The organism is Kitasatospora sp. cg17-2 (assembly GCF_054031055.1).
Window position 1 is genome coordinate 597,865 of record NZ_CM132923.1, and the last position, 21,913, is coordinate 619,777.

The window sequence follows — 21,913 nt, forward strand, 5'->3', positions numbered from 1 at the left end:
GGTGATAGCTCCGGGCCGCATCCCCGGGTGACATCTCCCCGCCGGCGGAAGGGACTTCTACGGTTTCCGGCGACCCCCACACCGTGACCGCAGGAGACCCCCATGCTCCGACGACCCGTCAGGGCCGTGTGTGCCGTCCTGGCCACCGCCGCCCTGGGTCTGACCGCCCTCCAGGGCACCGCCGGTGCCGCCTCCCCCACGCCCGGACCCGCCGCGGCCGCCCGGGCCGCCGCCTCGGCCGCGCCGGAGACCCTCGGTGTCGCCGCCGCGCCCGAGCTGGTCGCGGCGCTGCGGCGCGACCTCGGCCTGACGGACGGTCAGGCCCGCGCCCGGATCGCCGCCGAGGCCAGGGCGGGCGCCCTGACCGGCGCGCTCGCCCAGGCGCTCGGCGGCGGCTGGGCCGGCTCCTGGCTGGAGGGCCCGGACGCCGCTCCGGCCGTCGCCACCACCCGGACCGCCGACCTCGCCGTGATCCGCGCGGCGGGTGCCCGGCCGGTCCTCGTCGACCGCCCGCTCGCCGCCCTGGACGCAGCGCTGGCCGCACTCGACCGGGCCGCCGAACGCGGCCCCGCCGGCCGGGCGGACGCGCTCGCCGCGCCGGTGCGCTACGTCGACGTGACCGCCAACACCGTCGTGGTGCAGGCCACCGACCGGGCCGCCGCCGAACGCCTGGTCGCCGGGGCCGGGCTGGACCGGGCGGCGGTGCGGGTGGAGACGGTGGCCGAGGCCCCGCGTCCGCTCTACGACCTCCGCGGCGGCGACGCCTACTACATCGACAACAGCAGCCGCTGCTCGATCGGCTTCCCGATCACCCGGGGGACCACCCAGGGCTTCGTCAGCGCGGGCCACTGCGGCCGGGCCGGGTCCAGTACGACCGGTGCCAACCGGGCCGCCCAGGGCAGCTTCCAGGCCTCGGTCTTCCCGGGCAACGACATGTCCTGGGTGGCCACCAACAGCAGCTGGACCGCCACCCCGTACGTGAACAGCGCCTCCGGCGCGGTGACCGGCTCGGTGCTGCAGCAGGTCGGGGCCTCGGTCTGCCGGTCCGGTTCCACCACCGGCTGGCACTGCGGCACGATCCAGCAGCACAACACCAGCGTCACCTACGCCGAGGGCACCGTCTCCGGCGTCACCCGGACCAATGTGTGCGCGGAGCCGGGCGACTCGGGCGGCTCCTTCATCTCGGGCACCCAGGCCCAGGGCGTGACCTCGGGCGGCACCGGGAACTGCTCCCAGGGCGGCACCACGTACTTCCAGCCGGTCAACCCGATCCTGCAGAGCTACGGGCTGACCCTGAAGACCGACGGCCAGGGCCCCGGCCCCGGCCCCGGTCCGGGCCCCGGCAACCCGGGCGGCACCTGGGCCGCCGGCACCGTCTACCAGGCCGGCGCCACCGTCACCTACGGCAGCACCTCCTACCGCTGCCTCCAGGGCCACCAGGCGCAGGTCGGCTGGGAGCCGCCGAACGCCCCGGCGCTCTGGCAGGCGGTGTGAGCCATGACCGTCCGCCGCGCCGCGGCCCGGGCCGAGCGGCCCGCCGCGCCCTCGATCGGAGCAACCGGCGGTGCCACGGTGGGCGCACCGTGTGAGACCTTGGACGGGGGGCCAACCCACCAAGGAGGCCCGATGTCCTCGAAGCGTCGCCGCAAGAAGAAGGCCCGTCGCAAGGGTGCCAACCACGGCAAGCGGCCGCAGTGCTGAACCGGCACCGGAACGCCGCCCGTGCCCGGACATCGGTCCGGGCACGGGCGGCGTTCCACCTCCGGAGCCTCGGTCGCACCCCGGCGGGCCTCGGTCACGCCCCGGCGGACTCCGCCGGCTCCGGGTCGTAGTAGAGGCTCGCCATGGTGGCCCGGAGCGTCCAGCCGAGGGTGCTGTAGAGCGCCTTCCCCTCGGGGGTCGCGACCAGGAGCCCGGTCGCGGCGCCGTGGCGGTGCCCGGCGTCCTCCAGCGCCCGCATCACCACCGAGCCCAGGCCCCGGCGGCGGTGCGCGGGCGCGGTCTCGATCTGGTCGGCCACGGCGACGGCCCCGTCCAGCCCCAGCTGGCCGCGCGCGGCGAAGTGGCCGGCCCCGGTACGGACCAGCGCCCGGACCACCCCGCCGCGCTCCCAGGTGGTGAGGGTGTACCCGGCCGGCACGACCGGACCGCCGGCGACGAGCGGCACGGTCATCAGATACCCGGGGACGTCGAACCGCCAGCCCGGCCCGAGCCAGGGACGGACGGTGTCGTCGTCGGTGAACACCTTCAGCCAGGTGCCCGGCGCGCTGGTGGCCGCCACCAGCTTGCGCACGTCGGGCTCGGTCGGCTCCGGCAGCACGTGCCGCGCCACCTGCGCCGACTGGCCGACGTCGACCGTCCAGCCCCACGGCTCGTCCACCGGCTCGGCCGCCCCCCGCGAGACCACCCAGCCCCCGACCCAGCTCCGTACCAGTCCGCTGACGCCGGACTCGCCCATCCTCGACCCCCGTAATAGTCATTAGTGGAGTTTATAGCTTACCGGAAGCCGACCCCCGTAATAGTCCGCTGACGCCGGACTCGCCCATCCTCGTTTATAGCTTACCGGAAGCCGCCGGCCTGCCAACCCCCCGACCTCGACGGGTGACCGCCGGAGGCGGATCCCGGCGCGCACCCGCGGTCGGTCGCACGCCGGACCCGCGGGATCCCCGGGCAGCGCCGAGCGGCCCCTGACTAACGCGCCGCGGGCGGCACGGCGGCGGGCCCGTCGGCCCCGTCAGCGCCGTCGGCCTCGTACGTCCCGTCGGCCCCGTACGTCCCCTCGAAGACGACGCGCCGGCGGGGGCGGCGACCGGGGTGGAGGCGGGTGCCGGCAGGGTGGCCGACGGAGACCAGCAGGGCGATGGCGAGGTCCTCGCGACCCTCGATGCCGATCACCTTCTTGACCTTCTCCTCGTCCCAGCCGTTCATCGGCGAGGTCGCCAACTCCATCGCGGTGGCCGCGAGCATTACGAAGGAGGCGGCGATGACCGCATCCTTGACCGCGTACTCGCGGAGCAGGCCGCGCTGTTCGAGGTCCTCCTGGAACTCCTGCGAGGCGGCCGAGAACATCTCGACGAACTCCTCGCTCCACGCCCCGTTCTGCCGCGCCTGCCGGTAGACGTCGCTGCGGTCCTCCCGCCACGCCTGCGGCTCGGCGACGAAGACCAGCACCACCGGCGCCTCGGTCGGCTGGGGCTGGCCCCCCGTGGCCCAGGCCAGACCGGCCCGGCCCTCCTCGCTCGACACCACCACGATCGAGCGGTCCTGGAGGTTCCAGCTGGTGGGCGCCTCCACCGCCAGGTCGAGCAGGGTGTCGAGCAGTTGCGGGGAGACCGGGTCGGGCCGGTAGTGGCGGACGGTACGGCGGGTGCGGATCGCTTCGGCAACGGACATCGTGCGAGTCGTCGTGTGGTTCGTCATGACGACAACTCTCGGAGAGTCACTCTCTTTCAGGAAGAAGGCACCTGAAAGTGCGTTACTCTCCCCGGATGAACACCACCGTGGCCTCCTCCGGCCTCCCGGCCGACGTCTACTCCGCGAAGTGCCCGACCCGACAGGTCCTCGACCACATCGCCGGCAAGTGGACCGTCCTGGTCGTGGACAGCCTGCTCGACGGCACCCTGCGCTACACCGAGCTGTTCCGGCGGATCGAGGGGGTGTCCCAGAAGATGCTCACCCAGACCCTGCGGCTGCTGGAGACCGACGGGTTCGTCACCCGCACCGTGCACCCGACCGTGCCGCCCCGCGTCGAGTACGGGCTGACCGAGCTCGGGCGCAGCCTCGCCGGACCGATCAGCGCCCTCCGCGAGTGGACCGAGGCCCACATCAACGACATCGAGCGGGCCCGGTCCGCCCGCCCGGCCGACCGGGGGCCACCCCTGACGGCCGGGCGGGCGGACCGGGCGGCGGCGGTCAGGCCTGCGCCAGCCACTCCTGGAGGGTCGGCCCGGCGAGCGTGGTGGCGGGACCGGCGACGAACGCGCCGTTCTCCAGGAGCTCGCGGTCGGGGGTGCCCTCCTCGCTGACCTCGACCACGGTGACGTCCTCGCCGCGGGCCGCGTAGACGAGTTCGGCGGCCTCGGCGAGGTTCTCCTCGCGCGGGCCGGCGATCTCGGGGAACGGCGCCGCGGCGCCCGGCTCGGGCGCGGGGCCCTCGGCGAGGTCGACGAGCGCCTCGGCCACCGCCGCGGCCGCGACGAGCTGGGTGCGCATCAGCGGCACGTACACGGTGTCGCCCTGGCGGCCCCAGCTGACCAGCGGCTCGACGAACTCGTGGAACTGCGCGGCCCGCAGGATCCGGACCGGCAGCGGACCGGCCGTCAGGGCCTTCTCGTGGGCGACCTTGGCGCGGTAGTAGCCGCCGGTCGACGCGTCGATGCCGAGGATGGACACCGAGACGATCAGCTCCACCCCGGCCCGGGCACCCGCCGCGTGCAGGTTGGCGGCGGCGGCGGTGAAGAACTCCGTCGCCACCGTCTCGTCGGCGGAGGGGGTGCCGGAGGTGTCGATGACGACATCGACGCCGGTCAGGGCCTTGTCGAGGCCCTCGCCGGTGATGATGTCGACACCCGCCGAGCGCGAGATCGCCACGACCTCGTGGCCGCGTTCCGCCAGCACGCGGACGACGTGCTCGCCCAGCCGCCCGGTCGCGCCGACCACCGCGACGGTCCTGCGGTTCGACATGGTTGTTCTCCTTCGTGGTGCGTCTGTCGTGGTACGTGTGCCGTCGAGCACGGGATGTGGTGCGTGCGTCGTCGAGCACGGGACGTGGTGCGTGTGCGTGGGACACCGACCCTAGGCGCGCGCGGCGCCGCGGGGTGTGCGAGGCGCGCAAGATCGTTCGTCAATGCGCGCAAGGCGGGCACGGCGGGGGATGTGTGGGATGCGGTCCGTCCGGACGGACCGCCGCCCCGTCCGGCATCACCCGTCCGGCCGCGCTCCCTCGGCCGGTGCCGACGGCTCGATGCGGACGGCGACCAGGCAGGTGTCGTCGTCGGTGTCGGCCGGACTCAGCTCCAGCAGCAGGTCCAGGTACCGCTCCAGGTCGGGGCCCGGCGGGCCCGCCGCCCGGATCAGCTGGTCCACGGACTCCTCGACCGGCCGGTCCCGGCGCTCGACCAGGCCGTCCGTGTAGAGCAGCAGCACGTCGCCCGGGACGAGCCCGGCGGTGTACTCCTCGTACTCGGCGTCCGCCAGCGCCCCGAGCAGCACCCCGTGCGGCAGTGGCAGCACCTCGGCGCCGCCGGGGGCCAGTCTGATCGGCGGCAGGTGACCGGCCCGGGCCCAGCGCAGCGAGCCGTCGTCCGGCCGGAGCAGCACGCAGACGGCGGTGGCGGTCACCTGCTCCGGTTCGCGCAGGGCAACGGTGTTGGCCCACTCCAGCAGTCGGCCAGGGCCCGCGCCGGTGACGGCCAGGCCGCGCAGCGCGTGCCGGAGCGCGACCATGCCGGTGGCCGCGCCGATGCCGTGCCCGGCCACGTCGCCGACGGCCAGCAGTACCTGACGGTCCGGCAGCACCATCACGTCGTACCAGTCGCCGCCGACCCGTTCCCGTTTGGCGGCGGGCCGGTAGCGGACGGCGGCGCGCAGCCCGGGGACGCCGAGCGGCCGCGGCACCGCGGGCAGGATCGCCTGCTGGAGCCGGAGGGCCAACTGCTCGCGCTCGGCGGTCTCCTGCTCGCTGTCGGCCAGCCGGGCCCGGGTGGCGCCGAGGGCGACCTCGGTCCAGTGCTGGGCGGACACGTCGTGGTAGGCGCCGCGGACGGTGTCGAGGCGGCCGTCCTCGTCCAGCACCGGTTCGGCCACCACCCGGGTGTAGCGCTGGGTGCCGTCCGGGCGGACCAGCCGGAACACCGCGGAGGCGGTGCGCAGACGGTGCTGGACGGTGTCCACCAGCCGGCGGACGGCGGGCCCGTCGTCCGGGTGGGCGTGCCGGGCGAGGCGGGCCAGCGGCACCACGGACTCCGGCGGCAGGCCGAACAGCTCGCTCAGTCCCTCGTTCCAGAGGATCCGGCCGCTCCCGGCCCGTTCCTCGAACCCGGCCACCCGGGCCAGGCGTTGGGCCTGGCGCAGCAGGTCGGTCTGCGCGGACTCGCCGGGCTGTTCGGTATCACGCTGCCAGCTGAGCAGGAGGCGCGGACCGAGCGGGGCGACGGCGATCCGCAGGACGGCGGGCACGGCGATCCCGCTGCCCTGGAAGACCAGGCGCAGCCGGTCGCCGGTCCGGGGTTCGCCGGTTTCGTGCGCCCGGAGCAGCGGTGCCAGCAGGCCGGTGGCGCAGGCCATCGGGTAGGTCTCCAGGAGGGAGGTGCCGTCCAGGCCGCTGCGGGGGCGGCCGAGCGGGTCCTGGAACAGCCGGTTGCTGCGCAGGACGGTGAAGTCCACGACGCGGCCGTCCCGCAGGACGGGTTCGAGCAACAGGGCCGGGTCGAGCAGGCCGTCGAGCAGGTCCGCGTCCCGGTCGGGCGGCACGGGGGGCTCCGGGTGGCCGAGGAGGGTGGCGCAGAGGTCGGCGAGGGCGCGGAGCCGGCGGCGCTGCGGGGGGCCGAGGGCGGGCGCGGGGCCGGGCCAGAGCACTTCGAGGGCCCCGAGGCGGCGGCCGTCGGCGAGCAGGGGGAGGACGGCCCGGGAGCTCGCGGTTCCTCCGGCGGCTCCTTCGGCGTTTCCTCCGACGGCGGGTCCGGCGGCGGGCCCGGGCGGCGGAGGTGCGTCCGGCCAGCGGTCCTCGCCGTCGGTGACGGCCTGCCGGGCGGGGGTGTCGACGCCGGGGGGCACCCGGCACCAGGCCTCGGCCTCGGCCAGCGGCAGGCCGGCCTGGGCGGCGAGGGCGAGGCTGCCGCCGGGCAGCCGTTGCCAGACCAGCACGGCGTGGGCGCCGAGCGGGGCGGCGCCCTGCCGGAGGACGGCCTCGACGGCGCCCGCGAGGTCGGGGACGGCGGCGAGCGCCCGGGCGGGGGCCGGTGGGGCGGTGGCGCCGGGTCCGGGCGGGGCGGGCCTGTCGTCCCGGGTGGGCGCCTCGGCCGCCCGGCCGACGATGTCGGCGGCCAGGGCGGCGACCGGCACCCCGGTCTCCTGGGCGAGCGCGGCCAGCCGGGCGGCGGCCTCGGTCGGGGACACGGTCAGCCGTTCGGCGAGCATGCCGGTGGCGAGGTCGACCAGGGCTCGGGTGCCCTCCTCGGCGCGCATCCGCTCCACGGTGTGCTGGAGCCGCCGGAGGGCGCCGGCGAGCTGCCGCGCGACGGCGTCCCGGACCTCGGCCGCGGCGGCGTCCGCCGCCGGGTCGGGGCCGGACGGGGGCGCTGCCGACGAGCCCGGCGGGCCAGGTGAGTCCGGTGGGCCCGGTGAGTCCGGTGGGCCCGGTGAGTCCGGTGGGCCCGGTGAGTCCGGCAGCGGGCCCGGCGGCGACCCCGGCGGGTCGGCCGGTTCCGGGACACCCGGCCGACCGCCGTACCGGGGTCCGTCGGTCATGACACGTCCAGCCAGTGCCGTATCCGCTCCAGCAGCAGCGCGGTGTCCACCGGCTTGCTGACATGGTCGTCGGCACCGGCGGCGAGGCTCTTGGCCCGGTCGGCGGCCATCGCCTTGGCGGTGACGGCGACGACCGGGATCCGGGCGAACCGCTCGTCGGCGCGGATGGCCGCGATGGTGGCGTAGCCGTCCAGGCCGGGCATCATCACGTCCATCAGCACCAGGTCCGTCTCCGGGTGGGCACGCAGCAGGTCGAGCCCGGCGCGGCCGTCGGCGGCGTGCAGGACGGTCAGTCCGTGCTCCTCCAGGGCGGCGGCGAGGGCGAAGACGTTGCGGACGTCGTCGTCGACGATCAGGGCGGTGCGTCCGGCGAGCGGCTCGTCGGCGGGGACGGCGTGCTCGTCGGGCTCGGCCCCGGCCGGCGGTCGGCCGCCGAGCAGGGTGATCAGGCGCTCGCGCAACCCGTCGAGCCCCGAGGGGAGTTCCAGGCCGGCGATGGCCGCCGTGGTGGCACCGACGGGGCCGCCCTCACCCTGGTGGCCGAGCACGGGCGTGCCCTCCGGGAGCGCGGTGAGCAGCAGCGGGGCGAGTTCGCCGGCGTGGGCGAGGTCGAGCACGGCGCAGCGGTACGGGCCGTCGGCGAGGGCGGCGCGCAGGTCCGCCTCGGTGCCGGCGCCGCGGACCGCGACCGGCGGGTCCTCGCCGAGCGCCGCGGCGGCGGTCCGGGCCAGCAGGGTGAGCAGGGCGGGCGGTTCGGCCTCGACCACCAGGATGCCGGTGCCGACTCCCGGCAGGACGGCCGGACGGTCCCGGCGGGCGAGCGGCAGGTAGAAGCTGAAGCGGCTGCCCCGGCCGGGGGTGGAGCGGACGGTGAGGACGCCGCCGAGCAGGCGGGCGAGTTCGCGGCTGATGGACAGACCGAGCCCGGTGCCGCCGAAGCGGCGGGCGGTGGTGCCGTCGGCCTGCTGGAAGGCGCCGAAGATGCTGTCGAGGTGGGCGGGCTCGATGCCGATGCCGGTGTCCTCGACGTGGAAGGCCACGGCGGCCTCGGCCGGGCCGAGTTCGGCCGGGAGTCGGTCGGCCTCCACCCGTTCGACGCGCAGCTCGACGTGGCCCACGTCGGTGAACTTGATCGCGTTGGACAGCAGGTTCCGCAGGACCTGCCGCAACCGGGCCTGGTCGGTGACGAGTTCGCCGGGCACCCGCTCGCCGACGCCGATCCGGAAGGCGAGGCCGCGCTGGTCGGCGAGCGGCTTGAACGCGGCCTCGACGTAGGCCAGCAGCTCCTGCACGGCGAAGGGTTCGGGGCTGAACTCCATCTTCCCGGCCTCGACCTTGGAGAGGTCGAGGATGTCGTTGATGAGCTGGAGCAGGTCGGAGCCGGCCGAGTGGATCACGCCCGCGTACTCGACCTGCTTGGGGGTGAGGTTGCCGGTGGGGTTCTGGGCCAGCAGCTGGGCGAGGATGAGCAGGCTGTTGAGCGGGGTGCGCAGTTCGTGGCTCATATTGGCGAGGAACTCCGACTTGTACATCGAGCTGATGCTCAACTGCCGTGCCCGCTCCTCCAGTTCCTGGCGGGCCTGCTCGATCTCCAGGTTCTTGGCCTCGATGTCGCGGTTGCGTTCGGCCAGCAGGGCGGCCTTCTCGCCGAGTTCGGCGTTGGAGCGCCGCAGCTCCTGCTGTCCGTCCTGCAGTTCCTCGGAGCGGGACTGCAGTTCGGCGGTGAGCCGCTGGGACTCGCCGAGCAGCTCGTCGGTGCGGGCGTTGGCCAGCAGGGTGCCGAGGTTGACGCCGCAGGCCTCGGTGAACTGCTCCAGGAGGTCGCGGTGGACGGCGCTGAAGGGGTGGACGGAGCCGAACTCCATCACGCCGAGCAGCCATTCCTCCAGGGCGATCGGCAGGATCAGCACGGACCGGACGTGGGTGGCACCGGCGCCGGAGCCGATGGTCGCGTAGTCGGGCGGCAGGTCGTCCACGGTGACGACGCGGCGGGAGCGGGCGGCCTGGCCGACCAGCGACTCGCCGAGCCGGACCCGCGCGGGTCCACCACGGTCGTCGGCCGGGGCGGGGTCGGCCGGTGGACCGTCGGCGGCCGCGGTGCCGGCGGACCCGCCGTCGGCCGCACGGCCGTAGGCGCTGATCCGGACCAGGACGGTGCCCTCCGGCCCCTCCTCCGCCAGGTAGAACGCCCCGTACTGGGCCCCGACCAGCGGCGTCAGCCCGTCGGTGATCAGCTCGGCGACGGACCGGATGTCGCGCCGCCCCTGCATGGTGCCGGTGAAACGGGCGAGGTTGGTCTTGAGCCAGTCCTGCTCCTGGTTGGCGCGGGTGGTCTCGCGCAGGGACTCCACCATGAAGTTGATGTTGTCCTTGAGGTCGGCGACCTCGCCGGAGGCGTCCACGGAGATCGAGCGGGTGAGGTCGCCGGCCGCGACCGCTCCGGTGACCTCGGCGATGGCCCGCACCTGGCGGGTGAGGTTGCCGGCCAGTTCGTTGACGTTCTCGGTCAGGCGCTTCCAGGTGCCGGAGACGCCCTCGACCTCGGCCTGTCCGCCGAGCCGCCCCTCGCTGCCGACCTCGCGGGCCACCCGGGTCACCTCGGCGGCGAACGAGCCGAGCTGGTCGACCATCGTGTTGACGGTGTTCTTGAGCTCCAGGATCTCGCCGCGCGCGTCGACGTCGATCTTGCGGGTGAGGTCGCCGTTGGCCACCGCGGTGGTGACCTGGGCGATGTTGCGGACCTGGCTGGTGAGGTTGTGGGCCATGAAGTTGACGTTGTCGGTGAGGTCCTTCCACGTCCCGGCGACGTTCGGGACGCGGGCCTGCCCGCCCAGCGTGCCCTCGGTGCCGACCTCGCGGGCGACCCGGGTCACCTCGCCGGCGAACACCGACAGGGTGTCGACCATGGTGTTGATCGCGTCCGCGAGCGCGGCCATCTCGCCCTTGGCCTCCACGATGATCTTCCGGGAGAGGTCGCCCCGGGCGACGGCCGTGGCCACCTCGGACATCGAGCGGACCTGGCCGGTCAGGTTCGAGGCCATCACATTGACGTTGTCGGTGAGGTCCTTCCACGTCCCGGAGACGTCCCGGACGTCGGCCTGGCCGCCGAGCCGGCCCTCGGAACCGACCTCCCGCGCCACCCGGGTCACCTCGCCCGCGAACGCCGACAGCTGGTCGACCATGGTGTTGACGGTGTTCTTGAGTTCGAGGAGTTCACCGCGCGCGTCGACCTCGATCTTCTGGGTGAGGTCCCCCCGCGCCACGGCCGTGGTCACCTGGGCGATGTTGCGCAGCTGCCGGGTGAGGTCGCCGGCCATCGCGTTGACCGCGTCCGTGAGGCCGAGCCACGTCCCGGCCGCGCCGGGCACGTCGGCCTGGCCGCCGAGCCGCCCCTCGGAGCCGACCTCCCGCGCCACCCGGGTCACCTCCGAGGTCACCCGGGCGAGCTGCTCGACCATGCCGTTGAAGACGGTGGCGATCTCCCCGGGCACGCCCGGCAGGTCGGACCCGAGCCGGGTGCGGAAGTCGCCGTCGCGGACCGCCGTCAGCCCGGCGAGCAGCTGCCGCAGGACCTGGTCCGGCCGGTCGGGCCCGTCCGCACGGCCCGCCGGAGTGTGCGGCGCTGGGTGTTCGTCCATCCGTCCACCGTCCGGATCGACCGCGCGGCCGGACCGCTCCGCGGCGGCTCCGACCGGTGGGAGCGGCGGCGCCGCTCCGCCTCCCACTGTGCCACCGTCCCGCCGCCGGTGACAGACGGGACGGGAGCGGCCTGCGGGGCCCGGGCCCGTTTTGCCCCCGCGCCGCCGGGTAGGCGCCACCCGCCGAGGGCGCGGCCCACGGGAGGAGCGGCGCCGCGCCCCGGGAAACGCCGTGCCCCGAGGGCCGAGCCCGGGCCGCCGACGGCCCGGGGGCGACCCCGAAGCCCGGTACGACCCCGAAGCCCAGTACGACCCCGGCGCCCGGCACAAGCCCGGGGCCCGGCCCAACAGCGGAAAGGAGGCGCGGTCGTCATGACCGTCCCGCCCCCCGTCCATCCGGACATCGAACCGTTCCCGCACCCCGACCCCGTGCCCACGCCGGTGCCGGACCCGGCACCGCCGCCCGTACCGCCCTTCCCCCGGCCGGGCCCCGACCCCGAGCCGCCCGGCCGACCGAAGCCGGGCCCACCGACGGAGCCCGGGCCGCTCGGCGGCTGAGCGGCGAGGGCCCGCCACTGCCCGCCCCGCGTCGTCGGGGCGGGCAGTGGCGGGCCCGGCCGGCCGTGGCGGGCCCGGCGGTCGGTGCGCGCCGGGCGGTCGGTGCGCGCCGGGCGTTCCCGGCCGGGCCGGGCAGCCCGGCTGCCCCTTCAGGCAGAAAGGCGGCCGAACGGAAACCGACCGGGTGAAGTCGGCGGGTCGTCGGGCAAGATGGGGCCCCCGGATCGGATTGGTACAGACCACAGCGGATTCGCTGCGACAGAAACCCACCCCCGGACAGTAGTTGGACTCGTGGCGCACGGAACTCCGCCACGGAGGGTGCCGAGGGGAGCAGTGGATGGGACTGGCGGGGGTGTGGCGCCGGATCAGCCGCCACGGTCTGGTGCTGGCAGCCGTCGCCGTGAGCGTCCTGGTGGCGACGGCGGTGCTGTCCGCGGTGGCCGGGCTGGCCCAGTCGGCGGCCACCGCAGGGGTCCGCCAGCGGCTCGCCGCCGACGCCGGCCGCTCGGTCGAGGTCACCGCGCGCTGGTCGGCCCCGGGCCTGTCCGAGGCCGACCGCGCGGTGCACTCGGCGCTGGTCCGGACGATGGCCGGCACCCCGTTCCGCACCGAGACCGCACAGCGCGGCATCAGCACCGTCGACCTCGCGCTGCCGCCCACCGGGCGTCGCTGGGCCACCGAGACCGCGCTCCCCTCCCTCCTGGCGGTGCTGCCGGACCCCGGCCGCCACGCCCGACTGCGCAGCGGCAGCTGGCCGGACGCGCCCGAGGCCGCCCCCGCCGCCGACGGCGGGCTGCGCGTCGCCCTTCCCGAGGCCGCGGCCGACCGGCTCGGCCTGGACAGCGGCGGCAGCACGGTCGTCCGCACACCCGGAACCGGCGAGCCGCTCAGGCTCACGGTGACCGGTGTCTACCGGCCGGACCCGGACGCCGCCGCGTTCTGGACCGGCCTCGGCGGCGCCGAGGCCGCGAGCCAGCCCCTCGTGCTCGTCGACGGCGCCCGGCTGGCCGGGCTGCCCGGGTTCGCCGACCGCATGCTCGCCGTCTGGGTCGCCCTGCCCGACACCGGGCGGTCGAGCCTCCCCGAACTCGCCGCGCTGCGCGACCGGGTGGCCGCCTTCGCCCGCTCCGACACCGCCCGCTCGGTCTACCGCGGCGCCGAACCGGCCCTGGCCGACACCTCGGTGCGCAGCGGACTGCCCGGTGCGGTCGACGGCCAGGTGGTGCCGGTCCTGACGGCCAGGGCCGAGACCGCCGTACCGCTCGGCCTGCTGGCCCTGCTCGCCGCCGCGGTGCTGGTGCTGACCGCCCGTCGGCTGGCCGACGCGTTCGCCGGCGAGCAGGCGCTCCGGAGCTCCCGGGGCGCCGGCACGGCGCGGCTGCTCGCGACGGCGGCCGGCGAGTGGGCGCTGGCCGCGGTGCCGGCGGCGGTCGGCGGGCTGCTGCTGACCGAGCCGCTGCTCGCCGCCGTGCTGCGCGTCGTCGGCGCGCAGGGCCTGGCCGCGGGCGACGGCCGGACCGCCCGGTGGGCCGCGGGCTTCGCACTCCTGGTGCACGGCACGGCTCTGCTGCTGCCGCTCGCCCGGCAGGCGGTGGACCCGGGTGCCCAGCGGACGCTGCGCGCGCGCAGCCCGCGCCGACCCGGTCTGCAGCGGGCCGGGGCGGACCTGGTGCTGCTCGCGCTGGCGGCCTTCGGCTTCCTCCAGCTCCGCCGCTACGAGGGGGTGGTGGTGAGCAACGCCGACGCCGGGTTCGACTCCTGGGTCGACCCGACGCTGGTGCTGGCCCCGGTGGTCATGGCGGTGGCCGGTGGCGTCCTGCTGCTGCGGTTGCTGCCGGCGGTGGGGCGGCTGCTGGAGCGGGCGGCCGGCCGGGCCCGCGGGCTGGTCCTGCCGCTGGGCGCCTGGCGGCTGAGCCGCGACACCGGCCGCCAGGCGCTGCCGGTACTGGTGACGCTGCTGGCGGTGGCCTGCAGCAGCCTGGCCGCCGGGGTGCTGGCCGCGCTCCCGGCCAGCGACCGCGACCGGGCGGCCTACACGGTCGGCGCCGACCTGCGGCTGTCCGGGGTGTCCGGCGAGCCCGGGCAGCGGCACGCCACGCTGGCCGCCCTGCCGGGCGTGACGGGGCTCACCCCGGTGGCCGAGCAGTCGGCCTTCCTGGGCACCGCCCTGGTCCGGACGGTCGCCCTGGACAGCACGGCGGCCTCCGCCGCGGGGCTGCCGCGCCTGCGCCCGGACCAGGCCGACCGCCCGGTGCCGGAGCTGCTGTCCCCCCTGACCGCCGTGCCCGCCCAGGGGATCGCGCTGCCGGGCGAGCCGGCCGCGCTGGAGGCGACCGTCCAGGCGAGCACCGATCTGCCGGTCCCGGCACCCGGCCTGCTCCTGAAGCTGTGGATCCAGGACGCCGACGGACTGACCGAGCAGCTGACGCTCCCGCTGACGGCCGACGGCCGCCCGCACTCGCTGACCTTCCCCCTGTCCGACGGCGGCCGGCGCGCCCGCCCGCTGACGCTCAGCCGGCTCGGTGTCCACTTCCCCGGCACGGTCGCCCTGCGCTCCACCCTCGACCTGCGCCTGCCGACGATCACGGCCGTCGGCGCCGCCGGCGGGCGGACCGATCTCACGCTGCCGCCCGGGCAGGGCTGGGCCCGCTCCGGCAAGGTCCTCGCGGCCCCGTCCGCGCTCGGCTGCCCCGGCACCGAACGCGGCCGCTCGGAGGAGGTCCCCGACCAGGCCGAGGCCTGCAGCTGGCAGAGCGAGGGGGCCGACCTGCTGCACACGGTGATCCGGTCCCACGAGCCGCCGGTCCCGCCCGACCCGGTGGGCGCGGACGCCGTCCTCGCCGTCCAGCCCGTGACCGGCGGCGCGCCCGTACTCCGCACCCTGCCGGGGGGCGCCGTCCTGCCGACGCCCCCCACGCTGCCCGCGGTCGCCGACCGCGCGCTGCTCGACGCGGTGGACGCCAGGGTCGGCGACACCCTTCCGCTCAACTGGGAGCGCGACGGGCGGAGCACCCAGCAGGTCCTGATCACCGGGGAGGTCGACGTGCTGCCCGGCTACGCCCGGGGCCAGGGCCACCTGTTGCTGGACCTGCGCGCGCTCGCCGCCAACCGCACGCTCACCGGCGCGGCCCCGCCCGTCGCCACCCACTGGTGGCTGGCCAGCTCGGACCCGGCGGCCACCTGGGCCGCCGTCGACGGCCACGGCGGGTTCGGCCGACCGGAGAGCGCCCTGCGGGTCGCCGAGGGTCTGGCGGACGACCCGTTCCGGGCCGGACTGCGCTGCGCCTGGCTGCTGGTCCTGGTCACGGCGCCGCTGTTCGCGGTGACCGCGCTGACCCTGCACGCGGTGGGCACGGTGCGCTCCCGCCGGCGGGAGTTCGCGGTGCTCCGCGCGCTGGGCGTGCGACGCGCCGAGCTGACCGCGCTGCTGCGCGCCGAACAGGTGGCGGTGACCGTGCTGCCGGTGCTGCTCGGAGGGCTGCTCGGCCTGCTGCTGGCGGCCCTTCTGCTGACACTCACCGTGCTGGACGACTACGCGCGCCCGGTCTTCCCGGCCATGGCCGCCGCCCCGGGCCGGCCCGCCGCCGTGCTCACGGCGCTGGCCGGCGGCCTGCTGCTCACCCTCGCGGTGCTGGTCCTCACCCGGCTGCTGGCCCGGGTCGACCTGGTCCGGGCCCTGCGCGCGGGGGACGACGGATGAGCCCGGCGGAGGACCGGCGGCGCGCGGGCCCGTCGCGGCGCGCGGACCTGTCGCGGCGCGCGGAGGGGCGGCGCAGGGTCCGGCGGCGCACGGTCCTGGGGCACGCCGTCCTGGGGCACGCCGTCCGACCGCGCCCGGACGGGCCCCGCGGCGTGCGCGAGGACGGACGCTTCGACGGGGGGAGCCCCACATGCTGACACTGCGCCTGATCCGGCGCGAGGCGCGGATCGCCTGGCCGGTCTCGGCCGTGCTCGCGCTGCTCGCCGCACTGCTCACGGCGGTCCCGCTGAGCTGGCCGCCGCGGTTCGACCGGCTGGCGGCCGACACGCTCGCGGACCGGGTGGTCCGCGCCCAGCGGGACGTGCCGCTGCTCTCCGCCGCCACCACCACCGTCCCGCTGGACGGGCTGGTGCCCCCGGACACCGGCTCGCTCGACCGTGATCTGGACCGGCTCGGCGAGCGGGTGCGCACCGCGGCGGGTCCGGGACTGGCCGCCGTGCTCGGCAAGCCGCAGGCCCGCGTCACCACCCTCGACGTGTCGGCGAGCGGACCCGAACTGCCCAGCCCCTACGGCAAACCGCCGCGTTTCGCTCTGGTGTACGCCCAGCCCGACGGCCCGGGCGGCACGGTCGAGTACCTCCAGGGCCGCGCGCCGCGGCAGCCCAGGGCCGAGCCGCGCGTTCCGTCCGCAGAGGCGGACCCGGTCGAGGTCGCGGTCTCCGAGGGCACCCGGGAGCGGCTCGGCCTGGCGGTCGGCCGGAGGTTCGACCTGTCGGGCCGCGGCTGGACCGCCCCGGTCCTCGTGGTCGGGGTCTTCCGGACCGACCGCGGTGCGGGCCGGCTCTGGCAGCAGTCCCCGATGCTGGTCTCCCCGTGGACCGTGGCGGTGGACCCCGGCCAGCAGCTGAGCGGCCAGCTGCTGACCAGCGCCGACGGGATCGAGACGATCGCGAAGCACGGCCTCGCGATCAAGGTGGCCTGGGAGCTGCCGACGGCCGTCGACCGGTCCGGTCCGGCCGCCACCCCGGCCGGGACCGCCGCCATGCAGTCCGCCCTGCGCGCACTGCGCGCCGCCGGACCGGACCGGCTCTGCGGGTCGAGCCTCGCGGACACCTGCATGCTGACCGGCCAGATCGTGCCCTCGCTCGACGTCACCGAGCGACTCGGCCCGGAACTGGACGCCTTCGCCGTCCAGCGCCGGCGCACCGAGCAGTTGCAGGGCTTCGCGCTCGCCGGACTGCTCGCCATGGTGGTGGCCACCGCGGTCGCCGCCGCCCGGCTCGGAGCCCGCCGCCGGGCCGGCGCCTTCGCGCTGCAACTCTCCCGCGGGGCGGGGCTGCCCCGGATCGCGGGCCGACTGCTGGCGGAGGCCGCGGTGGCGGTCGGCGCCGGGGTCGCGGCGGGCTGGGCGGTCGGCCGCGCGCTCGCGCCGCCGGGCGCCGCCCTCGGCTCGCCGGTGCCCGCCCTCGTCGCCGCCGTGCTGGTCTGGTGCGCGCCGGCCGCGGTGCTGCTGGCCTCCGCCGGACGGACCCGGCCCGCGCCGCGCTCGCGCCGGATCGTCCTGGAGGCCCTGGTGGTGCTCCTGGCCGCCGCCGGACTGCTCGCGCTGCGTACCCGCGGCGCCTACGCGGGCACCGGCACGGACCCCCTGCTCGCCCTCGCACCGGTCCTCCTGGCGCTGGTCACGGTGGGGGTCCTGATCCGGGTGCTGCCCCCGCTGGTGCGCCGGGCGACCCGCTCGGCACGGCGCTCGCGCGGCCTGGTCCCGCTGGTGGCGCTCGCCCGGGCCGGGGCGCAGAGCGGCGCGGCCGCGCTCTCCCTGCTGGTCCTGGTCCTGGCCATGGGCTACGGGGTCTACGGGGGGCTGATACCGCGCACCCTCGCGGACGGGCAGGCGCAGATCGCCGCCTGGCGCACCGGCGGGGCACCCGTCGCCCTGGTCGGGCCGAAGGACCGGCTCTCCGACGAGCTGCCGCCGGTCCCCGCCCTGGGGCACCGGGTGACGGTCACCGGCGCGAGCGGGGAACTCACCGCGCAGGACGACGGCACCACCTTCCCCGGCGCCCGGTTCGTCGGGCTGGACGCCGCCGCGCTGGGCGCCGCCGATCCCTCCTCCCCCGTCGCCCGGGCCCTGCTGGCCACCGCCGGGGCCGACGCGGCGGTCGGGCGGACCGGCACCGGAGGCGACGTCCCCGTGCTCACCGCGCTGGCCGATCCCGGACTCGCCGCCCGGTTCCCCGACGGCACCTTCGAACTGACCGCGCTGGGGACGGGCCGGTCCCTGGTCCACGTGGTCGGTGCCCTGCCCGAGGAGGCGCTGCGCGACCCGGTCCTCGGGCCGGTGCTCGGCGGCGGGCCCCGGTCCGGCGCCCTGCTGGTGTTCACCGGCCCGTCCGCCGAGCGCCTGCCCGCCCAGAAGAACCACGCCTCCGCCCTCCTGCTCTACCCGGCCGGCGGCGGACCGCCCCTGGACCCGGCCGCGGTGCGGGCCGCCGCCGGCGCACAGCTCGCTCCCACCGGCGTGCCCGGACCGCAGGTCGAACTCCGCGACCGGGGCGAGGAGCTCGACGCGCTGCGGTCGGACGGGCTGGCCCGCTCGGCCCGGCTCGCCTTCCGGGCCACCACCGCGCTCGGCCTGCTGCTCGCGCTCGGCACGTTCGCCCTGGACCTGCTGCTCAGCGCCACCGAACGCGCCCGGACCACGTCCTACCTGCGGACCCTGGGCATCGGCAGCCGAGCGGTGCTCGGGCTGCAACTGCTCCAGTTGCTGCCGCTGGCGCTGGCGGCGGCGGTCGGCGGCACCGCGCTCGGACTGCTGCTGCCCGCCGCGCTCGGCTCCGGCCTGCGGCTGGGGGCACTCACCGGCGGGCCGTTCGAGCCCGCCGTGCACATCGACTGGACGATCACCGCGGGCCTCGGCCTCGCGCTGGTCGTGCTGATGACGGCGGCTGCCGTCCTGGAGGCGGCGATCAGCCGCCGGCGCGGACTGGGCGCCGTGCTGCGACTGGGGGAGGCACTGTGACCGTCCGACCGAACGAACGACCCGGGGCCGGGACTGCGACCGGGACACGGACCGGGACAGCGACAGCGACAGCGACAGCGACAGCGACAGCGACAGGGTCCGGGACAGCGACCGGGACCGGAGGACCGATGGTGGCGTGCCAGAGCCTGGTGCGGATCTACCGCACCGGCACCCGCGCCCGTGACGGCGTCGAGGTGCAGGCCCTGCAGGGGCTCGACCTGACCGTGCGGGAGGGCGAGTTGACGGCCCTGGTCGGCGCCTCCGGCTCCGGCAAGTCCACCCTGCTCGGCATCCTGGCCGGCCTCGACACCCCCAGCGCGGGCACCGTCGAAGTGGCCGGCACCGACCTGGGCGGGCTCAAGCGCCGCGAACGGACCGCCTACCGCCGCCGCACCGTCGGGGTGATCCAGCAGCAGACCGCGCGCAACCTGCTGCCCTACCTGACGGCGCGCGAGAACGTGCAGCTGCCGATGGGCTACATCGGCGTGCCGCGCCGCCGCCGCGCCGCCCGGGCCATGGAGCTGCTCGACCTGATGGGCATCGCCCCGGCCGCCGACCGCACCCCGGCCGGCCTCTCCGGCGGCGAGCAGCAGCGGGTGGCGATCGCCGTCGCCCTGGCCAACGAACCCCGGCTGCTGCTCGCGGACGAACCCACCGGCGAACTGGACACCGCCACCTCGGAGGAGATCTTCGGCGCCCTGCGCACCGCCAACACCGAGCTGGGCACCACCGTGCTGATCGTCACCCACGACCCCCTGGTGGCCGACCAGGTCCGCCGCACGGTCCGGATCCGCGACGGGCGCACCTCCACCGAGGTGCTGCGCCACGCGGCCGACACCGGCACGGACGGCGCGCTCACCGCCCAGGAGTACACCGTGCTGGACCGCGTCGGCCGACTCCAGCTGCCGCGCGAGTTCACCGAGTCGCTGGGCCTGGCGCACCGCGTACGGCTGGTCCTGGAACGCGACCACGTCTCCGTGTGGCCCGACCTCGGACCCCCGGCGGCGGGCGCCGGGGCCACCGGTGACGTCGAGGGCGGGGGCGGCCCCGCCCGGAGCACACGTCGGGCCGACGGTTGAACGACGAGTTCAGGAGCGGTGGTTCAGGGGGGACGGCACCTCCAGCCAGACGGTCTTGCCACCGTCCTCGGGCCGGGAGCCCCAGGCGCGGGCGAGCCGGTCCACCACCCGCAGGCCGTGACCGCCCGGCTGCCCCGGGTCGGCGGAGGGGCGCAGCTCCGGGGGGACCGGGCTGGCGTCGCTGACCTCGACCCGCAGCCGGACGGTGTCCCAGCGCAGCCGCAGCTCGCGCGGACCGCCGGGGGCGTGCAGGCAGGCGTTGGTGACCAGTTCGGAGACCATCAGCAGGACGTCCTCGAAGACGGCGACCTGCTCCTCGTCGGGCCAGTCCGCGCCGTCGACGGCCAGCCAGTGCCAGTCGAGCAGGGCCTCGCGGCTGAAGTCCCGGCACCGCCGCACGGCGCCCTCGCTGCCGCTCAGGGTCAGCCGCCGGATCTGGTCGCGATCCGGCGCGGCGACTCCGTGGCCGTTCATCACGGCCGCTCGGGTGCCGCGGGTCCGGGGGGACGGGTGCGGTCGGTCGGGTCGGTGTCCTTCCGGCCGTCGTCCTTCCGGCCGTCGTCCGCCGCCGGCGCGAGGGCGACGCCGGGACGGACCTGCGGGACGGTGTCCGCCCCGGTGAGCGCGAGCAGCCGGACCACGACGGGGCGCGGCCCGGCGAGCTCCAGCGGGACACCGGCCCGTTCGGCGTCCTGCCGGGCCCGCAGCAGGACGTTCGGACCGGTCGAGTCGCAGAAGCTCGGCTCGGCGAGGTCGACCAGGATCCTGGTCGGACCGTCCTCCGGCAGCCCGGCGAGCGCCGCGCGCAGCCCGTCCGCCGAGTCGCGGTCGAACTCTCCCCCGACGGACACGATCCGCACCGGTCCGGCGCGCCGGACGTCGACGCGCAGCTCCCCCTCGTGCCGATCGTCGCCCGCTCCCCCGGCGTCCCCCGCGTCCTCCGCGTCCCCGGCAGGCAGATGCATGGCTGGCTCCCGGTCCGGTCGGAACGGCCTGATGCCGTCCGGACCATGATGCCGCGCGGCCCGTCGGACCGCACGGACGGCGGCCACCGGCCGGTGGCCCGTCCGGCAGGGCTTCCCCGGCGGTGGCCGGGTCGTCACGTCCATGCCGCGCGTTTACCCGGGCCCGGTACGGCTACACGCGAAGTGAAGCCGGGGCGGAGGTGAGCAGGATGCCACCGGGCACCACCGGGCCGCAGGACCCCGCCGCGACCCGCACGGGGCGGCGGGAGTCCGCCGAGGAGCGCGCCGACCGCCGGTGGGACGACCTGCTCCAGGAGGTGCGGGTCGCGCAGACCGGCTCGCAGATCCTGTTCGGCTTCCTGCTGAGCGTCGTCTTCATGCCCCGCTTCGCCCAGTTGGGCGACTTCGACCGGGACCTCTACGTGGTCACCGTGGTCCTCGGCGCGCTGGCCACGGGCGCGCTCGCCGCACCGGTCTCCTACCACCGGCTCTTCGCCGGCCACCGGCTCAAGCCGCAGTTGGTCGATGCCGCGGCCCGGCTGGTCGTGGTCGGCCTGGTGCTGTTGGCGCTCACCGTCGGTTCCGCGCTGCTCCTGCTGCTGCGGGTCGCCACCGGGAGTGCGGCGGCGGCCTGGATCGTGGCAGCGGTGATGGCCTGGTTCGCCGCCTGCTGGCTGCTGCTGCCGCTGCTCCACCTGCGCCGCCACCGCGACGACCGGCGGGACCGCGACGACCGGACCGACCCGACCGACCCGACCGACCGGGGGCCGGTGGACTGAGTCGGGGCCGGGGTCGGGGAGCCTGCCGCCGAGGCCGGTCCCGACCGCCACCGTTCCACCGCCGCGCCGACGGGCGGAACGACCCGACCGACGTACGGAACGACCCGGCCGACGCATGGAACGGCCCGGCGGGGGCAGACGCGGCTCGGGCGGGCACCGGCCCGTCCACCGAAGGGAGGCAGGACCATGGCCACCGACGACAAGATGCGCAACATGGCCGAGAAGGCCCGTGGCAAGGCCAAGGAGGTCGCCGGACGGGCGACGGGCGACCGGACGATGGAAGCCAAGGGCCGCGGCACCCAGATGAAGAGCGACCTCAAGCAGGCCGCCGAGAAGATCAAGGACGCGGGCAAGGACTGACGCTCGCGGACGACGGAGCGCGACGGAGCGCATCGCAGCGAAGCGGAGGTGACCGCCATGACCGACCGCACGACCGGCGCGGACGAGTCCGTGCCCGACCCCGGGGGCCCTCGGGGCCATCCACGGGACCCCTGGGACCCGCCCGTACGGACCGAGACCCCCGAGTCACGGATGACCGGCGAGGGCGGTCCGCCGCCGGAGCACGACGAGGACAAGGGCCCGGCGGACGGCCCCGAGTACGCCGCGACCGACCCGGGCGGACCGGCCGGACCGAGCGGACCGGGCGGACCGGGCGGACAGGGCGGGGCCTCGGCGCCGGACTGATCCCGGCCCACCACGTCGTGC

General features: G+C 76.5%; 15 protein-coding genes. 8 read left to right on the forward strand and 7 right to left on the reverse strand.

All coding sequences use genetic code 11. The features are described 5' to 3' along the window. Positions 1–102: 102 nt before the first annotated feature. Entirely contained in the window at positions 103–1,494 is a 1,392-nt protein-coding gene (locus ACW14Y_RS02465; RefSeq protein WP_456985693.1) for a carbohydrate-binding protein, read from the forward strand. A 301-nt stretch (positions 1,495–1,795) separates the two neighbouring features. On the opposite strand, the gene ACW14Y_RS02470 is transcribed toward ACW14Y_RS02465, so the two are convergent. After that, positions 1,796–2,458, reverse strand: coding sequence for a GNAT family N-acetyltransferase (locus ACW14Y_RS02470; protein WP_380444453.1), 663 nt, complete (start codon positions 2,456–2,458; stop codon positions 1,796–1,798). Positions 2,459–2,691: 233 nt separating this feature from the next. After that, positions 2,692–3,420 (reverse strand): nitroreductase family protein, encoded by a 729-nt coding sequence (locus ACW14Y_RS02475; RefSeq protein WP_456985694.1) that lies wholly within the window; start codon positions 3,418–3,420, stop codon positions 2,692–2,694. A 68-nt stretch (positions 3,421–3,488) separates the two neighbouring features. On the opposite strand from ACW14Y_RS02475, the gene ACW14Y_RS02480 reads away from it, so the two are divergent. Continuing rightward, a complete protein-coding gene (locus tag ACW14Y_RS02480; RefSeq protein ID WP_456985695.1) occupies positions 3,489–4,025 on the forward strand; it encodes a winged helix-turn-helix transcriptional regulator in 537 nt (178 codons plus the stop codon). Here the strand turns inward: ACW14Y_RS02480 and ACW14Y_RS02485 are convergent. From ACW14Y_RS02485 to ACW14Y_RS02495, 3 genes are all read right to left on the reverse strand, one after another. Next, positions 3,913–4,683, reverse strand: a complete 771-nt coding sequence (locus ACW14Y_RS02485) for an SDR family oxidoreductase (RefSeq protein WP_380312513.1) — start codon at positions 4,681–4,683, stop codon at positions 3,913–3,915. The two genes, ACW14Y_RS02480 and ACW14Y_RS02485, sit on opposite strands and share 113 nt — an antisense overlap. A 237-nt stretch (positions 4,684–4,920) precedes the next feature. Beyond that, positions 4,921–7,185, reverse strand: coding sequence for a PP2C family protein-serine/threonine phosphatase (locus ACW14Y_RS02490; protein WP_456985696.1), 2,265 nt, complete (start codon positions 7,183–7,185; stop codon positions 4,921–4,923). A 278-nt stretch (positions 7,186–7,463) separates the two neighbouring features. Continuing rightward, positions 7,464–11,105, reverse strand: a complete 3,642-nt coding sequence (locus ACW14Y_RS02495; RefSeq protein WP_456985697.1) for a HAMP domain-containing protein — start codon at positions 11,103–11,105, stop codon at positions 7,464–7,466. An 895-nt stretch (positions 11,106–12,000) separates the two neighbouring features. Here ACW14Y_RS02495 and ACW14Y_RS02500 point away from each other — a divergent pair. The 3 genes from ACW14Y_RS02500 (at position 12,001) to ACW14Y_RS02510 (ending at position 19,464) form a co-directional block, all read left to right on the forward strand. Further along, complete coding sequence (locus tag ACW14Y_RS02500) at positions 12,001–15,363, forward strand: FtsX-like permease family protein (protein ID WP_456985698.1); 3,363 nt, start codon at positions 12,001–12,003, stop codon at positions 15,361–15,363. A gap of 190 nt (positions 15,364–15,553) precedes the next feature. Further along, a complete protein-coding gene (locus ACW14Y_RS02505) occupies positions 15,554–18,385 on the forward strand; it encodes a hypothetical protein (RefSeq protein ID WP_456985699.1) in 2,832 nt (943 codons plus the stop codon). 128 nt (positions 18,386–18,513) lie between these two features. Continuing rightward, positions 18,514–19,464: an ABC transporter ATP-binding protein gene (locus ACW14Y_RS02510; RefSeq protein WP_456985700.1), complete on the forward strand. Its 951-nt coding sequence runs from the start codon at positions 18,514–18,516 to the stop codon at positions 19,462–19,464. A 9-nt stretch (positions 19,465–19,473) separates the two neighbouring features. Here ACW14Y_RS02510 and ACW14Y_RS02515 read toward each other — a convergent pair whose 3' ends face one another. Next, entirely contained in the window at positions 19,474–19,938 is a 465-nt protein-coding gene (locus tag ACW14Y_RS02515) for an ATP-binding protein (RefSeq protein WP_380311016.1), read from the reverse strand. Beyond that, positions 19,938–20,429: an STAS domain-containing protein gene (locus tag ACW14Y_RS02520; protein WP_456985701.1), complete on the reverse strand. Its 492-nt coding sequence runs from the start codon at positions 20,427–20,429 to the stop codon at positions 19,938–19,940. The genes ACW14Y_RS02515 and ACW14Y_RS02520 overlap by 1 nt, the downstream gene beginning before the upstream one ends. 209 nt (positions 20,430–20,638) lie before the next feature. Here ACW14Y_RS02520 and ACW14Y_RS02525 point away from each other — a divergent pair, with 209 nt between their 5' ends. From ACW14Y_RS02525 to ACW14Y_RS02535, 3 genes are all read left to right on the forward strand, one after another. After that, the gene (locus ACW14Y_RS02525; RefSeq protein ID WP_456985702.1) at positions 20,639–21,208 is read left to right on the forward strand and encodes a DUF6328 family protein; all 570 of its coding nucleotides are present in this window, start codon (positions 20,639–20,641) and stop codon (positions 21,206–21,208) included. Between the two features lie 186 nt (positions 21,209–21,394). Further along, a complete protein-coding gene (locus ACW14Y_RS02530) occupies positions 21,395–21,568 on the forward strand; it encodes a CsbD family protein (RefSeq protein ID WP_266309199.1) in 174 nt (57 codons plus the stop codon). A 57-nt stretch (positions 21,569–21,625) separates the two neighbouring features. After that, positions 21,626–21,892 (forward strand): hypothetical protein, encoded by a 267-nt coding sequence (locus tag ACW14Y_RS02535; protein WP_456985703.1) that lies wholly within the window; start codon positions 21,626–21,628, stop codon positions 21,890–21,892. Positions 21,893–21,913 lie beyond the last annotated feature (21 nt).

Coding starts and splice junctions, on each gene's coding strand:
- ACW14Y_RS02465 (WP_456985693.1), top strand. CDS start 103: ATGCTCCGACGACCCGTCAGGGCCGTGTGTGCCGTCCTGGCCACCGCC.
- ACW14Y_RS02470 (WP_380444453.1), bottom strand. CDS start 2,458: ATGGGCGAGTCCGGCGTCAGCGGACTGGTACGGAGCTGGGTCGGGGGC.
- ACW14Y_RS02475 (WP_456985694.1), bottom strand. CDS start 3,420: ATGACGAACCACACGACGACTCGCACGATGTCCGTTGCCGAAGCGATC.
- ACW14Y_RS02480 (WP_456985695.1), top strand. CDS start 3,489: ATGAACACCACCGTGGCCTCCTCCGGCCTCCCGGCCGACGTCTACTCC.
- ACW14Y_RS02485 (WP_380312513.1), bottom strand. CDS start 4,683: ATGTCGAACCGCAGGACCGTCGCGGTGGTCGGCGCGACCGGGCGGCTG.
- ACW14Y_RS02490 (WP_456985696.1), bottom strand. CDS start 7,185: ATGCGCGCCGAGGAGGGCACCCGAGCCCTGGTCGACCTCGCCACCGGC.
- ACW14Y_RS02495 (WP_456985697.1), bottom strand. CDS start 11,105: ATGGACGAACACCCAGCGCCGCACACTCCGGCGGGCCGTGCGGACGGG.
- ACW14Y_RS02500 (WP_456985698.1), top strand. CDS start 12,001: ATGGGACTGGCGGGGGTGTGGCGCCGGATCAGCCGCCACGGTCTGGTG.
- ACW14Y_RS02505 (WP_456985699.1), top strand. CDS start 15,554: ATGCTGACACTGCGCCTGATCCGGCGCGAGGCGCGGATCGCCTGGCCG.
- ACW14Y_RS02510 (WP_456985700.1), top strand. CDS start 18,514: ATGGTGGCGTGCCAGAGCCTGGTGCGGATCTACCGCACCGGCACCCGC.
- ACW14Y_RS02515 (WP_380311016.1), bottom strand. CDS start 19,938: ATGAACGGCCACGGAGTCGCCGCGCCGGATCGCGACCAGATCCGGCGG.
- ACW14Y_RS02520 (WP_456985701.1), bottom strand. CDS start 20,429: ATGCATCTGCCTGCCGGGGACGCGGAGGACGCGGGGGACGCCGGGGGA.
- ACW14Y_RS02525 (WP_456985702.1), top strand. CDS start 20,639: ATGCCACCGGGCACCACCGGGCCGCAGGACCCCGCCGCGACCCGCACG.
- ACW14Y_RS02530 (WP_266309199.1), top strand. CDS start 21,395: ATGGCCACCGACGACAAGATGCGCAACATGGCCGAGAAGGCCCGTGGC.
- ACW14Y_RS02535 (WP_456985703.1), top strand. CDS start 21,626: ATGACCGACCGCACGACCGGCGCGGACGAGTCCGTGCCCGACCCCGGG.